21 protein-coding genes are annotated in these 16,855 nt (G+C 52.4%); all 21 read right to left on the reverse strand.

Annotated elements, in window-relative coordinates:
* Positions 1-44 precede the first annotated feature (44 nt).
* Complete coding sequence (locus V7Z69_RS06455) at positions 45-593, reverse strand: BMC domain-containing protein (protein ID WP_334139235.1); 549 nt, start codon at positions 591-593, stop codon at positions 45-47.
* Between the two features lie 6 nt (positions 594-599).
* The gene (locus V7Z69_RS06460) at positions 600-1,934 is read right to left on the reverse strand and encodes a 4Fe-4S dicluster domain-containing protein (protein WP_334139236.1); all 1,335 of its coding nucleotides are present in this window, start codon (positions 1,932-1,934) and stop codon (positions 600-602) included.
* Positions 1,935-1,954: 20 nt separating this feature from the next.
* Positions 1,955-3,367: an aldehyde dehydrogenase family protein gene (locus tag V7Z69_RS06465; protein WP_334139238.1), complete on the reverse strand. Its 1,413-nt coding sequence runs from the start codon at positions 3,365-3,367 to the stop codon at positions 1,955-1,957.
* 3 nt (positions 3,368-3,370) lie between these two features.
* Positions 3,371-4,393, reverse strand: coding sequence for an ATP:cob(I)alamin adenosyltransferase (locus V7Z69_RS06470; RefSeq protein ID WP_334139240.1), 1,023 nt, complete (start codon positions 4,391-4,393; stop codon positions 3,371-3,373).
* Positions 4,394-4,407: 14 nt separating this feature from the next.
* Positions 4,408-4,695 carry a EutN/CcmL family microcompartment protein gene (locus tag V7Z69_RS06475; protein WP_334139242.1) on the reverse strand — a complete coding sequence of 96 codons (288 nt, stop codon included), beginning with the start codon at positions 4,693-4,695 and terminating at the stop codon, positions 4,408-4,410.
* Entirely contained in the window at positions 4,692-4,994 is a 303-nt protein-coding gene (locus tag V7Z69_RS06480; RefSeq protein WP_334139244.1) for a BMC domain-containing protein, read from the reverse strand. Before V7Z69_RS06480 ends, V7Z69_RS06475 begins: the two co-directional genes overlap by 4 nt.
* 2 nt (positions 4,995-4,996) lie before the next feature.
* The gene (locus tag V7Z69_RS06485; protein ID WP_334139247.1) at positions 4,997-5,671 is read right to left on the reverse strand and encodes a hypothetical protein; all 675 of its coding nucleotides are present in this window, start codon (positions 5,669-5,671) and stop codon (positions 4,997-4,999) included.
* On the reverse strand, positions 5,652-6,533 hold the full coding sequence (eutJ, locus tag V7Z69_RS06490; protein ID WP_334139249.1) for an ethanolamine utilization protein EutJ: 882 nt from the start codon (positions 6,531-6,533) through the stop codon (positions 5,652-5,654). The genes V7Z69_RS06485 and eutJ overlap by 20 nt, the downstream gene beginning before the upstream one ends.
* A gap of 14 nt (positions 6,534-6,547) precedes the next feature.
* Positions 6,548-7,201, reverse strand: coding sequence for a phosphate propanoyltransferase (locus V7Z69_RS06495; RefSeq protein ID WP_334139251.1), 654 nt, complete (start codon positions 7,199-7,201; stop codon positions 6,548-6,550).
* Between the two features lie 31 nt (positions 7,202-7,232).
* Positions 7,233-7,550 carry a BMC domain-containing protein gene (locus V7Z69_RS06500; RefSeq protein ID WP_334139253.1) on the reverse strand — a complete coding sequence of 106 codons (318 nt, stop codon included), beginning with the start codon at positions 7,548-7,550 and terminating at the stop codon, positions 7,233-7,235.
* 32 nt (positions 7,551-7,582) lie between these two features.
* Complete coding sequence (locus V7Z69_RS06505; protein ID WP_334139255.1) at positions 7,583-8,173, reverse strand: BMC domain-containing protein; 591 nt, start codon at positions 8,171-8,173, stop codon at positions 7,583-7,585.
* Positions 8,173-8,712, reverse strand: a complete 540-nt coding sequence (locus V7Z69_RS06510; RefSeq protein ID WP_334139256.1) for a glycerol dehydratase reactivase beta/small subunit family protein — start codon at positions 8,710-8,712, stop codon at positions 8,173-8,175. Before V7Z69_RS06510 ends, V7Z69_RS06505 begins: the two co-directional genes overlap by 1 nt.
* Positions 8,713-8,716: 4 nt before the next feature.
* The gene (locus tag V7Z69_RS06515) at positions 8,717-10,585 is read right to left on the reverse strand and encodes a diol dehydratase reactivase subunit alpha (RefSeq protein WP_334139258.1); all 1,869 of its coding nucleotides are present in this window, start codon (positions 10,583-10,585) and stop codon (positions 8,717-8,719) included.
* 30 nt (positions 10,586-10,615) lie between these two features.
* Positions 10,616-11,143 carry a diol dehydratase small subunit gene (locus V7Z69_RS06520; protein WP_334139259.1) on the reverse strand — a complete coding sequence of 176 codons (528 nt, stop codon included), beginning with the start codon at positions 11,141-11,143 and terminating at the stop codon, positions 10,616-10,618.
* A gap of 13 nt (positions 11,144-11,156) precedes the next feature.
* Complete coding sequence (locus tag V7Z69_RS06525) at positions 11,157-11,825, reverse strand: propanediol/glycerol family dehydratase medium subunit (RefSeq protein WP_334139260.1); 669 nt, start codon at positions 11,823-11,825, stop codon at positions 11,157-11,159.
* Between the two features lie 12 nt (positions 11,826-11,837).
* Positions 11,838-13,511, reverse strand: a complete 1,674-nt coding sequence (locus V7Z69_RS06530; RefSeq protein WP_334139262.1) for a propanediol/glycerol family dehydratase large subunit — start codon at positions 13,509-13,511, stop codon at positions 11,838-11,840.
* 37 nt (positions 13,512-13,548) lie between these two features.
* The gene (gene pduB, locus V7Z69_RS06535) at positions 13,549-14,355 is read right to left on the reverse strand and encodes a propanediol utilization microcompartment protein PduB (RefSeq protein ID WP_334139263.1); all 807 of its coding nucleotides are present in this window, start codon (positions 14,353-14,355) and stop codon (positions 13,549-13,551) included.
* Between the two features lie 44 nt (positions 14,356-14,399).
* Entirely contained in the window at positions 14,400-14,678 is a 279-nt protein-coding gene (locus V7Z69_RS06540) for a BMC domain-containing protein (RefSeq protein WP_334139265.1), read from the reverse strand.
* Position 14,679: 1 nt separating this feature from the next.
* Positions 14,680-15,135 carry a EutP/PduV family microcompartment system protein gene (locus V7Z69_RS06545; protein WP_334139266.1) on the reverse strand — a complete coding sequence of 152 codons (456 nt, stop codon included), beginning with the start codon at positions 15,133-15,135 and terminating at the stop codon, positions 14,680-14,682.
* Complete coding sequence (locus tag V7Z69_RS06550; protein ID WP_334139267.1) at positions 15,132-15,470, reverse strand: BMC domain-containing protein; 339 nt, start codon at positions 15,468-15,470, stop codon at positions 15,132-15,134. The genes V7Z69_RS06545 and V7Z69_RS06550 overlap by 4 nt, the downstream gene beginning before the upstream one ends.
* 164 nt (positions 15,471-15,634) lie before the next feature.
* The coding region (locus tag V7Z69_RS06555; protein ID WP_334139269.1) for a helix-turn-helix domain-containing protein at positions 15,635-16,855 on the reverse strand (1,221 nt) is incomplete at its 5' end.

The raw sequence follows: 16,855 nt of genomic DNA on the forward strand, positions 1-16,855 counted from the left end.
TCCTGTTTTTATGTATTCCCTTACTCTACTTCCCTAAACTACAACTAGGCAAAAACCTCAAGCAGCCCTTTATGCGGCCTACTTATAACCACTGCCTCAACCAAAAGCCCCCGGGAAGCAACCACCCCCTCTGCGGTTTTTACGGCATTCTTGACGTCCGATATCTCACCGGTCACAGAGAAAAAGCTCTTAGAACCCATGCCCTTGCCCACTCGTATCTCTATCAGATCCACTTTTGCGGCCTTAACAGCCGCATCCGCTGCCTCAAGCACCGACGGAGCAGACATAGCCTCCACTATCCCCAAGTCCCTTATATCCTTTACCTCCGTAGAACAACTAAGGGCAGATATGACCTGGGGGTGGACGTTCGGCAAGAACATGTAATCCACTATCATTTCCTTACCGACATCCAAAGCCCTATTCGCTGCGGTCTTGACGGCGCTAACCTGGCCGCCAACTATGATCAAAAACTTGCCTGGACATGTAGTGGAGGCGTAATAAAGAGAAACACTCGCCGACTTGAGCATGCTGTCAGCTATTTGATACCCCCGCGCCACGCTAATGCTTTCTATGGTAGCCAAGGCCTTTTCCATCTAATATCACTCCATATCCACTTTCTTTATTTTTACCCCTTCAGCAGTCACACTGAGGACGACACCGTCAATTGAAGAATGAACAACCGCTCCTAAAGCCCCCTCCGGCGGAAGGCCTACTACCTGACCTGACGCCACAAAATCTCCTTCGCTCACCGCAGGAACACATGGACGCCCTATGTGCTGAGAAAAAGGCACAAAAACCTCGTTGAAGTCCTCAAACATTCCCCTAAAGGGCACTTCCTCGGGACATTTATCAAGGCCTATGCGCCTTTTCAGCCTGCTTGAAGGAAGGAGCCTGTAATCCCTCATGGGATCCAGCTTCATCTCCCGCTTCGGGAATTCGGGCTTTACCCCCTGCTGCCTCAATATAGCCTTAAGCTGTTGGTTTACCCTTCTTGGGGAAAGCTGCATAGGACAGGCATGCAGACCGCTGCACAGGTTACACTCGGAGCATAAAAAGGCGCTCTTTAAGACGGATATATCCGCCAGCTTGTTGTACGCCATGGCCCTCATTATCATGTGGGGCTTTAGGTCGTAGCCCACAAGCTTTCTGGAACAAACCAGCGAGCACTGGTTGCACTGGATGCAGGCATACTTGGCCTGCTTCAGCATCGTCTCTATAGGCATGGTCTCGTACTTGACCAGGGCAGAATCGCCTGGAACCACTATAATGCCGCTTGTAGTCTTGGTCACAACAAAATCCAAACTCTTGCGGTATCTTCCCGTCATGGGACCGCCATCTATGTACCACGGATCATCAACGGTTGCGCCACCGCAGGCCTGTATGAGGCGAGAAGCATAAACCCCTATGGGGACAAGCCAAAGGCCAGGCTCCTTTACATAGCCGCTGACCGTAACGAACTTGTAAATTACGCTCTTGGCCTCCATCGCCCTGCCCAAGTTGTACAAGGTTTCCACGTTGTTCACCACAACGCCGACCATCAACGGGAGACCTCCCTCGGGAACTGTTCTGCCCAAGGCCTCCCTTATCAATATAACCTCGTCGCCAGCAGGATAATAATCCCCTATCGGAACTACCTCTCCCCCCGCTTTTCTCAGGCTTTCTATTTCCTTTTTGTTCTTCTTCTTAAGGACGAAGACTGCCCTTTTGGCGCCTATTGCCTCAGCAACTTCCCTTGCCGTATCCACCAGGAATTTGCTTTCTTCCCTCATAAGGTGCTTGTCCTTGAACAAAAGAGGCTCGCACTCCACGCCATTAATTACATAAGTATCTATGTTATCGGCCTTAAGCTTCACATGGGTGGGGAAGCCGGCTCCTCCGGCTCCCACGACCCCTGCTTCAGATACGGCCCTTAAGAGCTCTTCTTTCGAGATCATTTCATATTCCCCCATCCGGGTTAGACTATCCTAAATGCCCCATGCAGCATGCAGCGCCTTACCCTGCAGAAGGAAAGAGGCGTAGTTGGACCCTGCCCCGTGGTGGTGGCTATGGTAAATGCTGTGGGACAGTCTCCTCCAAAGCCTATGGACGCAAAGGAGGGTGCGTTCTTGGTGAAGATGGTGGTCTCCATGGCTCGGGCCATCCTGCTCATATTGTCGATGTTGGTGCTGTGAATTGCTGCCGAATGCCTGAATCCATGTTCCACCCTAAGGGCCATCTCTAGTCCCTCATCGAAATCCGATACCCTCACCATGGGCAAAACGGGCATGAGCATCTCCTCCTGCACAAGGGGATCTTGCTCTTCTGCCTCCACCAAAACGACCCTGACCGTCTCAGGAACCTTTATGCCTATATCTTTCAATATGCGCACTGCATCTTGGCCAATATAATCCCTGTTAGGTGTTCCCTTCTCTGTAAGAACAAGTTTTTTGAGTTTCTCCACATCGCTTCCTTTAAGTTCAAAGGCCCCGTTCTCCAACATGTACCTTTTAAGCTGATCAGCGACGCAGTTGACCACTATCAGCTCTTTTTCAGCTATGCAGGGCAAGTTGTTGTCGAAAGAACAACCGGCTATGATATCTTTTGCCGCTTTCTCCAAATGCGCCGTCTCGTCCACTATCACCGGCGGGTTGCCAGGGCCCGCACCTATGGCGGGTTTTCCCGAACTCAAGGCAGCTTTGACGACGCCTGGCCCTCCTGTAGCAGACACGAGCCTCACGTCTTTGTGGGTCATGAGCTTTTGGGCATTCTCCAAGGTCGCTATGGAAAGGCTGGAGACCAACCCCGAAGGAACGCCCTGGGAGACCAAGTACTGGTTTATTAGCTCGCAGCTTCTTAATGAACACTTGAGTGCACCAGGATGGGGCGCGAATACTACGGCGTTGCCCCCGGAGATCATGCAGATGGTGTTATTTATCACCGAGGCCGTAGGGTTGGTGGAAGGAGTTATGGAAGCTATGACCCCAAAGGGAGAAAGCTCCTCCAAAACCAGGCCGTTATCCCCCGATGTGGCCTTGGTGGTGAAAAACTCCGGTCCGGGCGTCTTCTCTATGGCGAGCCTGTTCTTGGCTATCTTGTCGTCCACCCTTCCCATGCCCGTGTCCTCCACAGCCAGGACCGCCAGCTCCTCAACGTAGTCCATAAGGAACTTCTTGAGCCCATCCACTATTTTTTTCTTATCCTCCAGACTGTACTCCCACTGCCAAATCTTCTGGGCTTGCACAGCCGCTTTTACAGCGTCATCCACATCGCCATAACAGTAGGAAGCGTGGTTCGTCCCCCCTTTTTCCAATGCCCCTACCTGATATTTCAGTTCCTCCAAAACCTTCGCTACAATCTGTTTTATGTCCTGCTCCCTCAAAGCACACACCCCCTAAAGCGCAGCAACAACGGACAACGCATACTGGGCAACGTCCATGTCTTCCTCCACGCTGCCTCCACTCACCCCAATAGCTCCTATCACTTTGCCGTCCTTTTTGATGGGGAATCCTCCGCCAAAACAACAAAGGGCAGAATCTGCCTGAAGGCCATACAGAGGCTTGCCAGGCTGGACGAGCTCCGCGACCTTGTCTGTAGACATGCGGATGGAAACCGCCGTGCGAGCCTTCTTGATGGCCAGGTCACAGCTCACCAAGAGCGCTCCATCCATCCTAGAAAAGGCCGTAAGAATTCCGCTCTCGTCAACAACCGCTATGACCATGGGAACCCTTATCTGAGTGGCTCTCTTCATTGCGGCCTCTACTAATTTGTGAGCCAAATTTAAATTCATCTCCTTGCTGTACATAGCTCCTACACCCCCATCACCTTCAAAAAATTTAAATTCTTCAAAAACCTTCAATTCCTTCATGACAATCTGCGTTACGTAGGACACAAATTCCTCGAAAGCAGCCGCTATCGCCAAAACACAAACGTAATCTGAAAGACGGTTGAGCAAGGGCACCAACCGAGCATCCAAGACATTTCCCCTTGCTGCTTGGATCGCGTAGCGCTCTGCCTCCCTTATAACCGCTCTTGCAACATGGAGCATGGCCTCACACAGGCTCTCTCCTGGGACTATGAACTTACCTTTATTGAACACGTCCACGACCTTCGTATAACAGTCGAAGGGGTACCTTTCCTGAATGGAATCTATCTTCAACTCCAGGCTTTCTATGCTTGGAAGGTTGTATTCCTTGGAACCTCTAGCTATGAAGGCCATTAGGCTCATGAGAAACGCCTGAAGGTCTTTTATCTCTTCCTTCAGCACCATTGGAGCGGTACTCCTGGCAGCGCCCAGGAGAGAAACCGCTTTATCTATATGGCCATTCATTACTATTGCAGGATGATCCTTGGGAACCTTGCTCCCATCAGCCAATTGAGTCATACCCTGATCGCCCTGCCTCGTATATATCCGCACCTTAGTTTTCACCTCTACAGGTTAAAATCCACAGTATCAATTATTCCAACTATCGCCTCGTCCACCGGAGCGCCTCTCTCTTCACTGGCGGAGACCCTGGCTGAGCTTCCGGAGCACAGAAGCACCAGCTCTCCCACTCCTGCACCCACTAAATCCACCGCTACGTGATACTTGTCCTCTCTTACACCCAACTCTCCATCCTTCGTGGGATGAAGCACCTGAACCACCAAGAGCTTGAACCCCACTAGCCTCTCGTCCTTTTTCGTGGAAACCACGTGCCCTATTACCTTCCCTATCTTCATGATTTAACCTCTCCCCATTCCTTCAAGGCTGAAAGAACCTGCTTAACCTCCGATACACTTCCCCAGAAAACAACGGTGTTAAGCTGCTGAGGGCAGTTGCCCACTATCTCGGCAGCTTTCACGTTGGAGGCTTTGGTCCCTACATCTATGGCAGCAAGAACGTCCACAACGGGGCCCTGAATCAACAGCAAAGCTCCCATCCCATTAAAATCGTTGTCAGCTTTGGGCCTCAATCTAACCTTCAAGACCTCCAAAAGCGCCTTGGTGGGTTTAACTACCAGTCGAGCAGAAATAGCCATGCCTATCCTTCCCCTCTTTCCACCCTGATACCCCGCTCCCTTAACCTGGAGAGCGCCTCAGGAGTAAGTTTCGTGTTGCCCTCAAGCACCAATACATCGCACCCACGGACGAGCAATCCGCTTACGTCACTCCAGGTAAGCCACCCCTTGTCCCTTATCACTAGGTTCTTGCTTTCGCCTTTTGTAGCGTGTAAAGCTTCGTCAGGAGCTTTCTTATCGAGAAAAGCCACACCCAGATTCCTAAGCTCCTCAAGCCGCGATTCAAAAAGCTTCAGCATGGGGCCGTCCCACTTGCACCTTTCCCTTACAATGCTCAAATCCATGATCACGGGCTTTTTTTCGTCTATGAAATAAGAAATAAAAAGGCCAAGTTTGCTTACGGGAAAGGCAAAACACAGCTCCTGCAGCACTTCCGGCGGCACTTGCAAAGCCACCAAAAGGTCCAGCGTCTTGACTTCCTTCTTGAGGTCCCCTATGCGATCCAGGAAGTAACAGGGCCTAATGTGACACAAAGGAGCAAAGCAGCTTTCCGCAGGCAAATAGTAAATGGCGTTAAACGCCTCAGCCTCCAGGGGCTTGTTGGGCACCTGACCCAGGCCCCAGAGAAAAGCTACCCGCGGCTTGGCAAGCCTTGTTATTACCTCTTGGGCAAGGCGGTCAACTAACGTGCGCTGCATCTTCCTTCACCATCTCTTTGCACTGTTCTTCCCACAGCATGGACGCTATGCCCATGGGAGTAACCAAAAGGCAATGTTCCGCCAACCTCACAGGGTATTGGACAATAGACGTGAAAACTTCTTCTGAGCCCTCTATGTCCGCTCCTCCGCCAACCAGGTATATTGGCGCTCCCGAGAAATCCCAGGATGCCCTGTGGAGGTGCTCCTTTACTATGGTGGCCATCTTTTCGACGACGGGAACCAGTATGGGCCTCAAGAACCTGTGATTGGACCTGCCGCGTTTTTTCTCCTCGGCCTCCTCGAAGGAAATCCCCATCCTGCCCGAAATCACCAAGGTCATGTGGGTTCCCCCCGTGGGCTCGTCAGCGGAATATACTACCTCGCCATCCTTGAATATCGCTATTCCAGTCGTCCCGCCACCAATATCCACTATCACTCCGTTTTCCAACCCCAACGCCCTGGCGGCAGCGACCGGCTCTTCATACAGCCCCTTGCAAGGCATCCCCAAAGCCTCCACCACGTTGGCACAGACCTGAGCCGTCCTGGAGGATATACCCGGAGGGTATGCCGAAGCACCGACGGAGCACTCCAAAAGCCTATCCAAGGAGATCCCCAGTTTAGAGCAAATGGTTTCTACGTTCTTCTCTGACTCCTTTATGGCTCGCCAGTAATCCACCACGACGCCGTCCCTGATTATTTCAGACGACGAAGTCATGGACGCGGCCACAGGCTCGCCCTTTTCATTCAAGGCCACGACCACAATGTTCGTGGTGCCCAGATCGATCCCCAGGTACAACTTTTCCCATGGGGCAATGGCTTTATTGCTTTTTAGCGCCTCAGCACAGGTATTTAGTCTGCTCAAGGTCTACCCTCCATCTATAGGCTTTCCGGTATGCGGACTATGTGAACGTAATCTCCGGTCTTCAACCCGCAAGCGTTCGCCTCGTCCACGTCCACGTGAAACTCGCTCACGAACCTTTCGCTCACCCTCACCCATACCTTCCTGAATATGACTCCCCTGTCCCCTTTGACCTCCACGTCCACATCCTGGCCATCTTTCACTCCAAGGATAGAGGCCTCCTCGGGGGACAAATGGATATGTCTCCAGGCGATCCCGACACCCTCCGTCAGGGAGACGCTTCCTTTGGGGCCAATAAGCAATACCGGGGTGTCCAGCTTGAAGGAAGAGCCACTTTTTACGACCGGAACATCTATGCGGAGTTTTCTTGCATCTGCGGCCGAAAGCTCAAATTGGGTATTTTTCCTTATAGGGCCAAGTATTCTGACGTTCTCCAAAACGCCTCCCGCTGTAGCCACGGTCACGGTCTCCTTGGCAGCAAACTGCCCTGGCTGGCGCAGGTCCCTCAACTTGGTGAGCTCATACCCTTTGCCAAAAAGGACATCCGCATGCTCCCTCGAAAGGTGCACATGCCTGTTGCTGACTCCAACCACTATGGGAAAGCTGCCGGACGAAAGCATGGCGCTTATTTCCTTTGTTATGGCATCTACAAGGCCTTCCATGTTCAACATGATTGGCTCCCCTCTGGATTCAGGCCGGGGACTAGTCCTCCGTCCCTATGGTCAAATCTGTCTTGTCGTCTTTTCCTTCTCCAGGCAGCATGGTCTCCGTATCGGAGTGGGGCCTCGGGATGACGTGCACCGAAACAACCTCTCCAACTGCCCTCGCCGCAGCGGCTCCAGCGTCCACAGCAGCCTTCACGGCTCCCACATCACCTCTTATCATCACCGTCACCAAACCTGCACCGGAAAGCTTGTGTCCTATCAATGTCACGTTAGCTGCCTTGACCATGGCATCTGCTGCCTCTATGGCCCCTACGAAACCTTTTGTCTCCAACAACCCTAAAGCTTCTCCCTTCATTTAAGACCCTCCCATCAGTTAATGGCTGCTATTTACTGCTTTTTGGGCTTTCTTTTTGCCCTTCCCTTCGTCCCCTTTCCAGCAGGTTTCTTATCCTCTGCATCCTCAGTAGGGGGTTCTTTCTTCGCCTCTTTCTTCTCTTTTTTATCTGCCTTAGAAGGCTCTGCGGCTTTTTGCTCCTTTTCTGCTCCCTCTTGGGGTTTTGCCTTTTGTTTCTTTTCCTCTTCAGCCTCGGTGGAGCTTTCAGGAAGCTCTGTGGTTCTTTGTTCCTCCTTGGGCTGTGCTTTTTGCTTTTTTTCCTCTTCGACACAGGTGGGGCTTTCGTCAAGCTCGGTCTCCTTGTTGTAAACCATGACTGGCTCCAAACCTGCGCCAGGCCTGGGTATGATGGAGACAGACACTACCTTGTTCACCTTCGAGGCTGCAGCATGGGCGGATAAAAGGGCACTCTTAACAGCCGAAACATCTCCCTTTATTTTTATGGTTATCATTCCATTGCCTTTTGAGTTTTCCCTGCCTACAAGCTTCACGTTTGCAGTCTTGCACGCTGCATCCGCTGCCTCTATGGCTGCAGCCAAACCCACTGTCTCTATAAAACCCAGTGCTGCATGAGAATCCCTCATTACAACCCACCCCTAACGTTCTTTAGTTCCTCCATCACGTAGGCAACTATCTTATTGACCAATTCTTCATATGCGCCCTCGCCTGTTTCGGGCAGTTTCATTGCTGCACTCTGCAGCTTCCTGGAAAAATCATTAGGCACCCTTCTTTTCTTCAAAAATTCCTCTTTATCCAACAAAGGCTCCCTCTTCACCAACCTGGAGGCGTTGTGCCCCAACCATCTCAGGACCAACGGGTCTTTACCGTGAAACGCCGTGACATACGGAGGATGCTCCGCAAGAGAAAAGACCGTTACAGCGCTTTCTTTCTCGTCTATTCCTATCCCTACCTCCAGCCTGGAAAGGACTGCGGCCTCTTTAGCAAGGGAAGAAGCTCTGCCCTTTGGCATCCTTCCCCAGGCCATGGGAACCCCTTCTTCCTCGCAACCGGCTCCTACATGCCCCGCCCATTCTTCGGGGCATCCTTCCGACAGCAAAAGGACTATAACCGGCCTGTTCTGCTCCTCTATATCCTTAAGCTCCATGAGACGAGCCTTACTCATTCTTCTAGCCCCTCCGCGCTTCACTCAGCCACTTAACAGGCATTCCCTTGCTGGCAAAAGCCAGCACCAACCCCGTGGCCACCGCGTTTCGAGGACCCTCTACACCTCTTATGTTGCCTCGTCCCGCCACCACGCCAAACCTGGAAAGGGCATCGGTTATCATGGTTGGGATCTCGAAGTCCAACGAAGATCCGCCCACAAGGACAACGTAGTCCAAAAGCCTTACGTTGCCCGCTGGAGAAACCCTCTCAAGGGCCCTCATGGAATTGGTGACGAAGACTTCCTTTTTGGCTCTGCGCCTAATCTCCCTTATCCGCTCCACCGGAATGTCCAGCTCCAGAGGCATCAGTATGCCCTCTTCCACCACAAGGGCGTTCTTCCCAAAAAGGTTGGGGGGCAGGGGGTTTTCGAAGAACCTCACCCTCCCATCCTCCTGACGGACATGGAAGGGGCTTTCGACCTTGCATAAGGGGTAGCGCTTTATGGACTCCGCCAGATCCATGCTCTCTATGCCTAACTCGCTGGCTATTATGGTGTTGACCATGTTTCCTGCGCCTGCAAGGTGAATGAGTTCAATGTCGCCGTTTTCCTTCATCAAGGAAGCATCAGTGCTCCCAGCCCCTAGGTCCAAGATGGCCAGAGGCTTCTTCGTTCCCGGGGTGGTAAGGGCTCCCCTTACGGCCATCTCTGCCTCGACTCCGCCGATCATTACCCTTACTCCCGTCTCCTGGGAGATGGCTTCAGCCAACTGGGTCATGGGGAGTTTCTCGGTCTCCACCATCACGGCGAGAGCCACTCCGTGTTCCTGGGAGAACTCACCAGCTATTCCGCCCACGACCTTTTGGGGAACCAAGGTATCCACCGCCAAAAGGTCCTTTATGTGTATATCCGACACGGGAAGGCCCGTCAGGTTGGACATGACCCGGCGGACTCTCTCCATCATTCCGCCCACGTTGGTGCCGGGTTGACCGAATATGTCCTTCACCGGTTGGCTATCCGCTAGGGCCCTCATTATGGCCTCTGCCCCGCTTTCTACGTTGACGGTCCTTCTTCCCGAAGGCCCATCGATGTAAAGCTCCCCGGCGGGAATCCGCCTTTCCTTGACCTCTCCTGTAGGGGTTTTTATTACCACCGCGGAACGGTTGCCTATCAAGGCTCTAGCCACAGGGACAACATGCTTGGTCTCCTCAGGAGAAAGGGAAAAAATAGTTGCTATACCATAGGGGTTGGACAACACCTCTATCACCCTGCCGGGAGGGGCTACTTCCACGCAGGCCAGCATGCCCATGGGAACTTTCTCTATGGACATTACTTCATCAACGATCGGTATGACCTTATTGATCCTGTTGGCTATCAGGACCCCATCGTCTCCCTGGCATATGGCGCCCTCTACGGCAATGCCCTTTTCCAGGGCTTTATTTATCATCTCTGACGCTGCTTCATAATCCCAGCTGGAGGGAATCACCACTATAACGGAGGAACCCCGCTCTTCGTTCAGCAGGTCATCGATGTGTACGGTCTTTCCCTTTCCTACTCCCACGCCGCCTGGCGTCGAGGGGTTATGGCCTATCATAGTGGACTCGGTCACTATGGTCTCGCTTATGTTCTCCATGGCCACGTCGCCTATAACAGGGGCCGCTTCATTTATGCAGATCAAATCTATCTTGGAAAAATCCTCCCTGCCGAAGCCCGCGCGCTCCAGGGCCAATCCCAGGGCCATCTTAACGCCCCTTACATTTTGGGTTGTCCCCTTAAGGCCAGTGGTCTGATATAAGGAGGAAGACAAAAACTCCACCCGTCCGTCTTCCACCTTACCCAAAGCAACCTCAGTAGTAGAATTTCCTATATCAATGCCAGCCACTATGGGCACCATAACCCCTCCTTAGATCGTTCTCAATCAAGATCAAGCGCTCTTGAGAAGTCCCCTGCGCTCATATACTTCCGCAGCTTCTCTTACCATTCTGGCGTTAACCACCGCGTTGTACTTGCTCTCCAACTCATCGGCTATATCCAAAAGCTCCTGCTTCGTGGACCTGCGAGGCCTCAGGGCGTTGTATATCTCAAGGAGCCTCTTGTCCGGAACACTGATCAGTTCCGCTGACCTTCTCAGGTTCATAGCCACCTGGGTTCTTCCGGCAGCCTCGGCGATCTGAGCCTGGTACTCCAAAGCCTCAGGAGTGATACGCAGGTCCTCGAAGCCGACCTTGCCGTTCAGGAGATTGTCCAAGTTGACCTCATCAATGGACTTACCCGTAGGCGTTTTAAGAAGCTCCGGTCTCTTGAAGGCAAGAGGGTAATCCTCTACATTCAAAGAGTTGGCCTCTTTCCCTTTAGGGGCGGCGCCTGCAGGGGTATTAGACGACCCCATGACCTCTTTAAGGGTCTTTCTCACAAGTTCCGCTATAAGCTGTTCATTCAGTTCCATAGCCATTCCTAACACCCCCTCATCGCTCAAAGACAACTTCAATTTCTACAGGATCTTTCTTGGGATCGACGAACCGCATCTCTTTGTTGTGCAAAAGGGCCGCCAACCCCTGGTAGCGAGGCCGTGCCATAGGATCGTTCTTGGTGGGAACAGGCACTGGATTTTCACCCTTGGCATACTTTGCAGCGTTGCGGCCTATTGCACGGAACGTTTCAGGATCCAAAAGGGGAGACTGGGGGAAGAGCTCCAGGTTCCCAAGAGGAGGAAGATCTTTGTGATGAATAACCGCAGTCCCTCTGGAGAGCACTCCTACAGCCACACCGGATCCGGAAAGCTCTGCCGCCTTCTTGCCTATGAATGCGACGTCGCAGGTATGCAGGACCCTTACCACCCTTGGCTTCATACCCTCTTCCTCTATTCCTGCCATTAGCTGTCTCAACACTTCGGAATGAGGAGTGCCAACTATAGTCTCATTGAAACCAACCCCAAACCCGGGGGATATGCCTATCACCACATCTCTAGGGTCTGAGCTTTTCTCGGCAGCGCCTTTCTCTGCGAGCTTCATGGATGAAGCAGCTTTAGGCGACGAAGGGCTTTCTGCCTTCTTCCCTGCTTCAGGGGAAGGAACCATCTCAGCTAAAACTTCAGCTATGACCTTGCGAATGACTTCTTCATTCAGAGAAACCATAGTTTCACCCCCTTAAACGTCCTCGGCCCTTATAGCCCAAGGAATGTTCTTTATCTCTTCCCATCGCTCGGGGCTCATCTGATAGCCGGTCGTGGGGCCATGGTACTTGTTAGGATCGTTCACCGCGCTCCAGACGTAGCCGTTTTCATCTATCCAGGCCGAGGTCTGCAGGTAGTCGCCGGAGATGCGCTGCTTCATCATCATCAAAATGGCCTCTGCTACATCCCTGAAGCCGCGCTTGGCCAACGCCTTTATGACGTCCACGCCCGTTATGCCCTCTTTCATGATCCTATCGGCAGCCTTCAGATCCTCTGGGATGTTCCTCGGCGGGACATCCTTGCTGGTGTTGGCGTAGGTAGCCGCTTCCACTTCCTCGTCCGTAATCGGCGGGAAGCCAAGCTCCTCGTAAACGGCCTGTAAAGCTCTTGCTGCCTTGTTCCTGACCGCTATGACGTCTTCCTCCAGCACTGGCCGGACGCCGCCGTCCACCTTGAAATCACGCTGCAAGGCAAGGTAATCGTCCATGTCCTCTATGTCCCAGTTGGAGCCAGCGAACATGTTGTCGCAGTTGGGAACAGCAGAGTAGCCGGAGAATATAAGGTCTGTTCCAGGGAAGAACTGGGGTATGGTCCTTGCTGTACGGCGCAGGTCCGAGTGGGAGAAGGTCTGGTCGTTTCCGGAGGCGACCTCCATACCCATCGTCATGGTCAAGAGGTTCTCCGCTGCCACAGCCCTGAGGCCGCTTGGGACGGCTCCAGGAACGCCTATACAGGAGATGGAACCGTTCTGCAGGCCCTGGACTCCGGCGCCCTTGGTGATCAAAATGCATCGGGCTTCCAGATAGAGCATGCTCTTTCCTTCTGCGGCACCCATCTGAACCTCGCTTCCCGTTCCGCTGGTGAACCTCATCTTGATGCCTCGGCTTGCGTAGCACGAAGCCAGGAAGGCCTTTGACCACGGAGTATCATCGCCATCCACAAATACGCCCTCCGTGCCATAGACGGAGACCGTCTCTGCGTAGGCGGTAAGGCCTCTCATGCCTATCTCAAGCTCGAAAGACTCCTCCAGCGCGTCCTGGGTCAAAACTCCCGGACGGCCAACCTGGGACCCCACAAGCAGGGAAAGGGCGTTGAGAGGACCGTACTTGAACACTGCGACCGTGGTCTCTATCTCGGCAAAACCTCTGTAGGCCGCTTCCGCTGCGTCACAGGCAAGCATCACTGGGTTGTCCGTGGCGCTTGTTACATGGGCCTGGTTCTTCGGCGTCTGCCTGACCCGCATCTTCTGCATGGCCATCATTATCTCCACGATGTTCAGCTTATCCATGACCGATGCCAGTTTTGCCGGAGTCAACCCGCCGAAGATCTTTCTGACCTCTTCTGCCGGAACGTTTATATCCACCAACATTCTGGCCAGTTCTTCGTCGGACTTCGCCATTGCCTCCTCCGTTATGGAGACATCTATAGCGTAGTCGGCTATGAACTGGTCTATCATGTCAAAGTCCTCTCGTCTTTTGCCGTCCATCTCCACTATCTTCCCGCCGCTTACCTTCACGGAGGGTTTGGGGTCATTGGGGCTTCCCATCGCTATTAGACCGGTCTCTATCCACTCCCCTATGAACCCGTCTTTATGGACTGGCCTGTTTTCTAAGACCTGGAAACGCTTGCTTCTTTTCTTTTCTGCCATTTACGCTCACCTCCCAATAACCAAAGCCTTCGCGGCCTTAGATGTACGGTTTGGTAAGAGATTTGGGAGGCTCGCCAAATGCTCCTAACAACTTCAGACCCACTTCACGGGCCGCTATCAACGCCTGTCTGACCGCTCCAGAATCGCCGGTGATGCCCATTACGACTTCGTTGGTGTAGGTATTTCCGTTGGTGGGCGTGCTGTAGAAGAGCATGTCAACCTCTGCGGCCTTCAAAGCTGCATCGGTCATGACTACACCTATTCCCGCAGGAGCACCTACGATAAGGCCGAAGGCCTTCCCCACGGGAGCGCCAAAGGCCTTATTGCATGCGTAGCTGGCCCTGGCGGTATATTGGAACTCCAGGTGGCCGGCGTCGTTGGCATACACGTCGCCAAAGGTTCTCTCCAGGTCCTTGAGGGCCACTTCCACAGCCCTGCGGGCATCGGAGACATCCTCTGCTCCAAGGAGGATCAAGCAACCGTGTCCGGCGCCGCCCTTGGTGTCCCTCGGAAGCTCCAAGAGCACCACTTCGGTGTTCGTGGCCTTCACCGCTTCGTCGGCAGCCATTATCTGGGGACCAGCGCCTACGCGGTCGGAGATGATCCCTATGGACCTGTATTTTGGATCCCAACCAAACTTCTCGAGAATGCGGCTTTCCAGGTTGGCAATCACAAGCCCAATGGTGTCTCCCATGGCTGTGCCCACAAACTCTGTGACTCCAGATGCCAACACCGCTTCACAGCATGCGGCAGGTTTTTGTTCTTCTTTCTTTTCAGGCTCTCCCGCGCTGGAAAGCCTCTTCATCACTTCTTCCATAACCTTTCCCATCAGTTCCTGATCCATTTCCCGAACCCCCTTTTCAAAAACTCAAACGCCAAAGAACGCAATTAGCCCAACTTGGGAAGGATCTTTTCCGTGTCGGAATGCGGCCTTGGGATCACGTGCACAGAAACAACTTCCCCAACTTTCTTTGCTGCAGCAAGCCCGGCGTCAACAGCTGCCTTCACGGCTCCTACATCCCCTCTGACCATGACGGTGACGTAACCGGAACCGATCTTCTCGTAGCCCACCAATCTCACGTTCGCTGCCTTCACCATGGCATCCGCAGCCTCGATGCAGCCAACCAACCCTCTGGTCTCGATCAAACCCAAAGCTTCTCCGTTCATGTCATTTACACCTCCGTAAAATTTCTTCTATTCTTGCCTTAAGTTCCCTTACTCCTGTCCCTTCTTTGGCAGATACGGCATACACCTCCTCAACCCCAGCTTCCAAAAGTTTCCTTTGGGCAGAATCAACCTTCTCCTCATAGTTGCCATCTAAAAGGTCTATCTTGTTGACGCACCCCAAAACAGGGGAAGCGAACGTCTTGGATATGCCTGGCGGAAGCTGCCCCGGATTTGTGGCATCGACCACCACCAGGACCGCAGCAGCCTTTGAAGAGGAAGTAATGAGGACATGATAAAAACGGGCCATGTCCATGAATTCTCCTGGGGTGTCAATAAACTGGGGGGAATACTCAACAGCCTCCGTTTTACGAACCGAAGAGCCCAGAAGGCCCAACGCCTTAAGAAGAGTGGTTTTACCTACTCCTGTCCTTCCCACGACCATCAGCCTTTTGGTCATGAGAAGGTCACCTCCGTGGAGGCAAAAAGAAGCTTGGAACCGAAAAAGCTAACAATACTTCGGAGGGAACTTTCAACAGAGGAGACGTCGCCACTGATCATAAGACAGCCTGTAAAGCGGTCGACGAACTCCACTCGCACTGAGGCGGACTTGGAGGCGATATCTCCTGCTATGATGGCCCCTTCACCAGGAGTTATGGTTAGGATGCCTACCGCTCCCTGATGGTCAATACCTATCTTTTCGCACAGTTCCTTGCGAGGGTTCCTTATGACATGAGCAAGTGTGATTTGCTTGCCAGGAACATACTCTTGAATTACCCTGGCTTTTTCCGACACCAAAGCACCCCCCTTTCCCCTCAGAAGTTATGTTCTCCTAACGAGAAGGGGGATTCAATCAAGGGGGGACCTATTTTTTTGACCAGTTATACAAGAAAAAACAAAAGGAAATTTTAAGACGTGCAGGTACTTGTTTTTTTGCTCAAAATCTTTGTTTTTTTGACCTATTGGTCAAGGTGTTGTCTTTTGGCGTATTCGGAGGGGCTTTCTCCCGTAAGCTGTTTGAAAAGGATGCTGAAGTAATTTATGTTCCCATACCCTACCATCAAGGCAGTGTCCCTTACAGAAAAGCCCTGAGAAAGCAATATTTTCGCCTTCTCTATCTTTTCTTCCTTGACCACGTCTATGAATCTCTTGTTCAGGGTTTTCTTAAAGAGCCTGCTCAAGTACGAGGGGCTGACGCAGGCATATTCGGCAGCACTCTGCAAGGTTACATCCTCGTAGTGGGACCTTATGTAAGACAAGACCTGCTGCACGATTATGGCTGATTCATCTGCTGCGCTGTTTCTGATCGCCCAGGAGCTCAATATCGCCTGGGAGAAAACCTTGTTGAGGTCCTTAGGGTTAGAGGAGCCGAGAAAGTTCAGGATTTGCTTGTTCGCCCACTCTCGCATCATCGAGAAGTCGCACTTTAGCTCTATAAATAACATTAGAAGCTGGCCCAAGATCCCTAGAGCTGCCATTTTGGCCATCCCTAGGTTCTTTACGGCGATCTCCCCTATAAAAGCATTTATAGTCTCTATACTGTCGGCGACCATCGCACTGTCGTTTTTGAGGAAACCATCCAGCAGGTAGTTGAAATATTTCTTTGCAGCACTTTCTACGATAAACGGGTCCGTCTCATAATCTTTTTTCTCCGTGGAATCATCGCACAAGACGACTTGGCCAAATCCCCTGAAAATGCTCTCTTCTACGACTTCTTCCAGCTGAGATATGACTTTCGCCATCTTGCGCAAGTCGGTAACGTAACCTCCGCATACGACGTTGGATTTAAGCCCCCTTGAGGAAAGATGCCCAAGGATCTTCAGTCCCATATCTTCCAAGGAAGCGCTTTCCCTTCCCTGCGCCGCTGGAACCATGACCAAAAAGCAAAAATCGCCCCACGGCACCACAACTCCATCCTCGAACACCCCTTCAAGCTCTCTCCAGAAGTGAATGAGACTGCCTTCCAGAGGGTCCAAACTGCTGAAGCACGCCACACCCAAAACCACACAGGGGTTAACTGGAGGAAGGTTGAGAACGGAAAAGACCATCTCGGTATCCTTGTCGAGCCTGTTGTACTTGACCAGATCCTGCAGGGCTGCATATACGAAGATTCCCTTGTTTCTGGACACAAAATCCTTTATCTTGTCGCTTTCTGCAAGGGCCTTTCTTTTATCCTCTAT

Source organism: Thermovirga lienii (assembly GCF_036847465.1).
GTDB classification, from domain to species: domain Bacteria; phylum Synergistota; class Synergistia; order Synergistales; family Thermovirgaceae; genus Thermovirga; species Thermovirga lienii.

Coding starts and splice junctions, on each gene's coding strand:
- V7Z69_RS06455 (WP_334139235.1), bottom strand. CDS start 593: ATGGAAAAGGCCTTGGCTACCATAGAAAGCATTAGCGTGGCGCGGGGG.
- V7Z69_RS06460 (WP_334139236.1), bottom strand. CDS start 1,934: ATGATCTCGAAAGAAGAGCTCTTAAGGGCCGTATCTGAAGCAGGGGTC.
- V7Z69_RS06475 (WP_334139242.1), bottom strand. CDS start 4,695: ATGAAGATAGGGAAGGTAATAGGGCACGTGGTTTCCACGAAAAAGGAC.
- V7Z69_RS06480 (WP_334139244.1), bottom strand. CDS start 4,994: ATGGCTATTTCTGCTCGACTGGTAGTTAAACCCACCAAGGCGCTTTTG.
- V7Z69_RS06485 (WP_334139247.1), bottom strand. CDS start 5,671: ATGCAGCGCACGTTAGTTGACCGCCTTGCCCAAGAGGTAATAACAAGG.
- V7Z69_RS06495 (WP_334139251.1), bottom strand. CDS start 7,201: ATGTTGAACATGGAAGGCCTTGTAGATGCCATAACAAAGGAAATAAGC.
- V7Z69_RS06500 (WP_334139253.1), bottom strand. CDS start 7,550: ATGAAGGGAGAAGCTTTAGGGTTGTTGGAGACAAAAGGTTTCGTAGGG.
- V7Z69_RS06505 (WP_334139255.1), bottom strand. CDS start 8,173: ATGAGGGATTCTCATGCAGCACTGGGTTTTATAGAGACAGTGGGTTTG.
- V7Z69_RS06510 (WP_334139256.1), bottom strand. CDS start 8,712: ATGAGTAAGGCTCGTCTCATGGAGCTTAAGGATATAGAGGAGCAGAAC.
- V7Z69_RS06515 (WP_334139258.1), bottom strand. CDS start 10,585: ATGGTGCCCATAGTGGCTGGCATTGATATAGGAAATTCTACTACTGAG.
- V7Z69_RS06520 (WP_334139259.1), bottom strand. CDS start 11,143: ATGGCTATGGAACTGAATGAACAGCTTATAGCGGAACTTGTGAGAAAG.
- V7Z69_RS06525 (WP_334139260.1), bottom strand. CDS start 11,825: ATGGTTTCTCTGAATGAAGAAGTCATTCGCAAGGTCATAGCTGAAGTT.
- V7Z69_RS06530 (WP_334139262.1), bottom strand. CDS start 13,511: ATGGCAGAAAAGAAAAGAAGCAAGCGTTTCCAGGTCTTAGAAAACAGG.
- pduB (WP_334139263.1), bottom strand. CDS start 14,355: ATGGATCAGGAACTGATGGGAAAGGTTATGGAAGAAGTGATGAAGAGG.
- V7Z69_RS06540 (WP_334139265.1), bottom strand. CDS start 14,678: ATGAACGGAGAAGCTTTGGGTTTGATCGAGACCAGAGGGTTGGTTGGC.
- V7Z69_RS06545 (WP_334139266.1), bottom strand. CDS start 15,135: ATGACCAAAAGGCTGATGGTCGTGGGAAGGACAGGAGTAGGTAAAACC.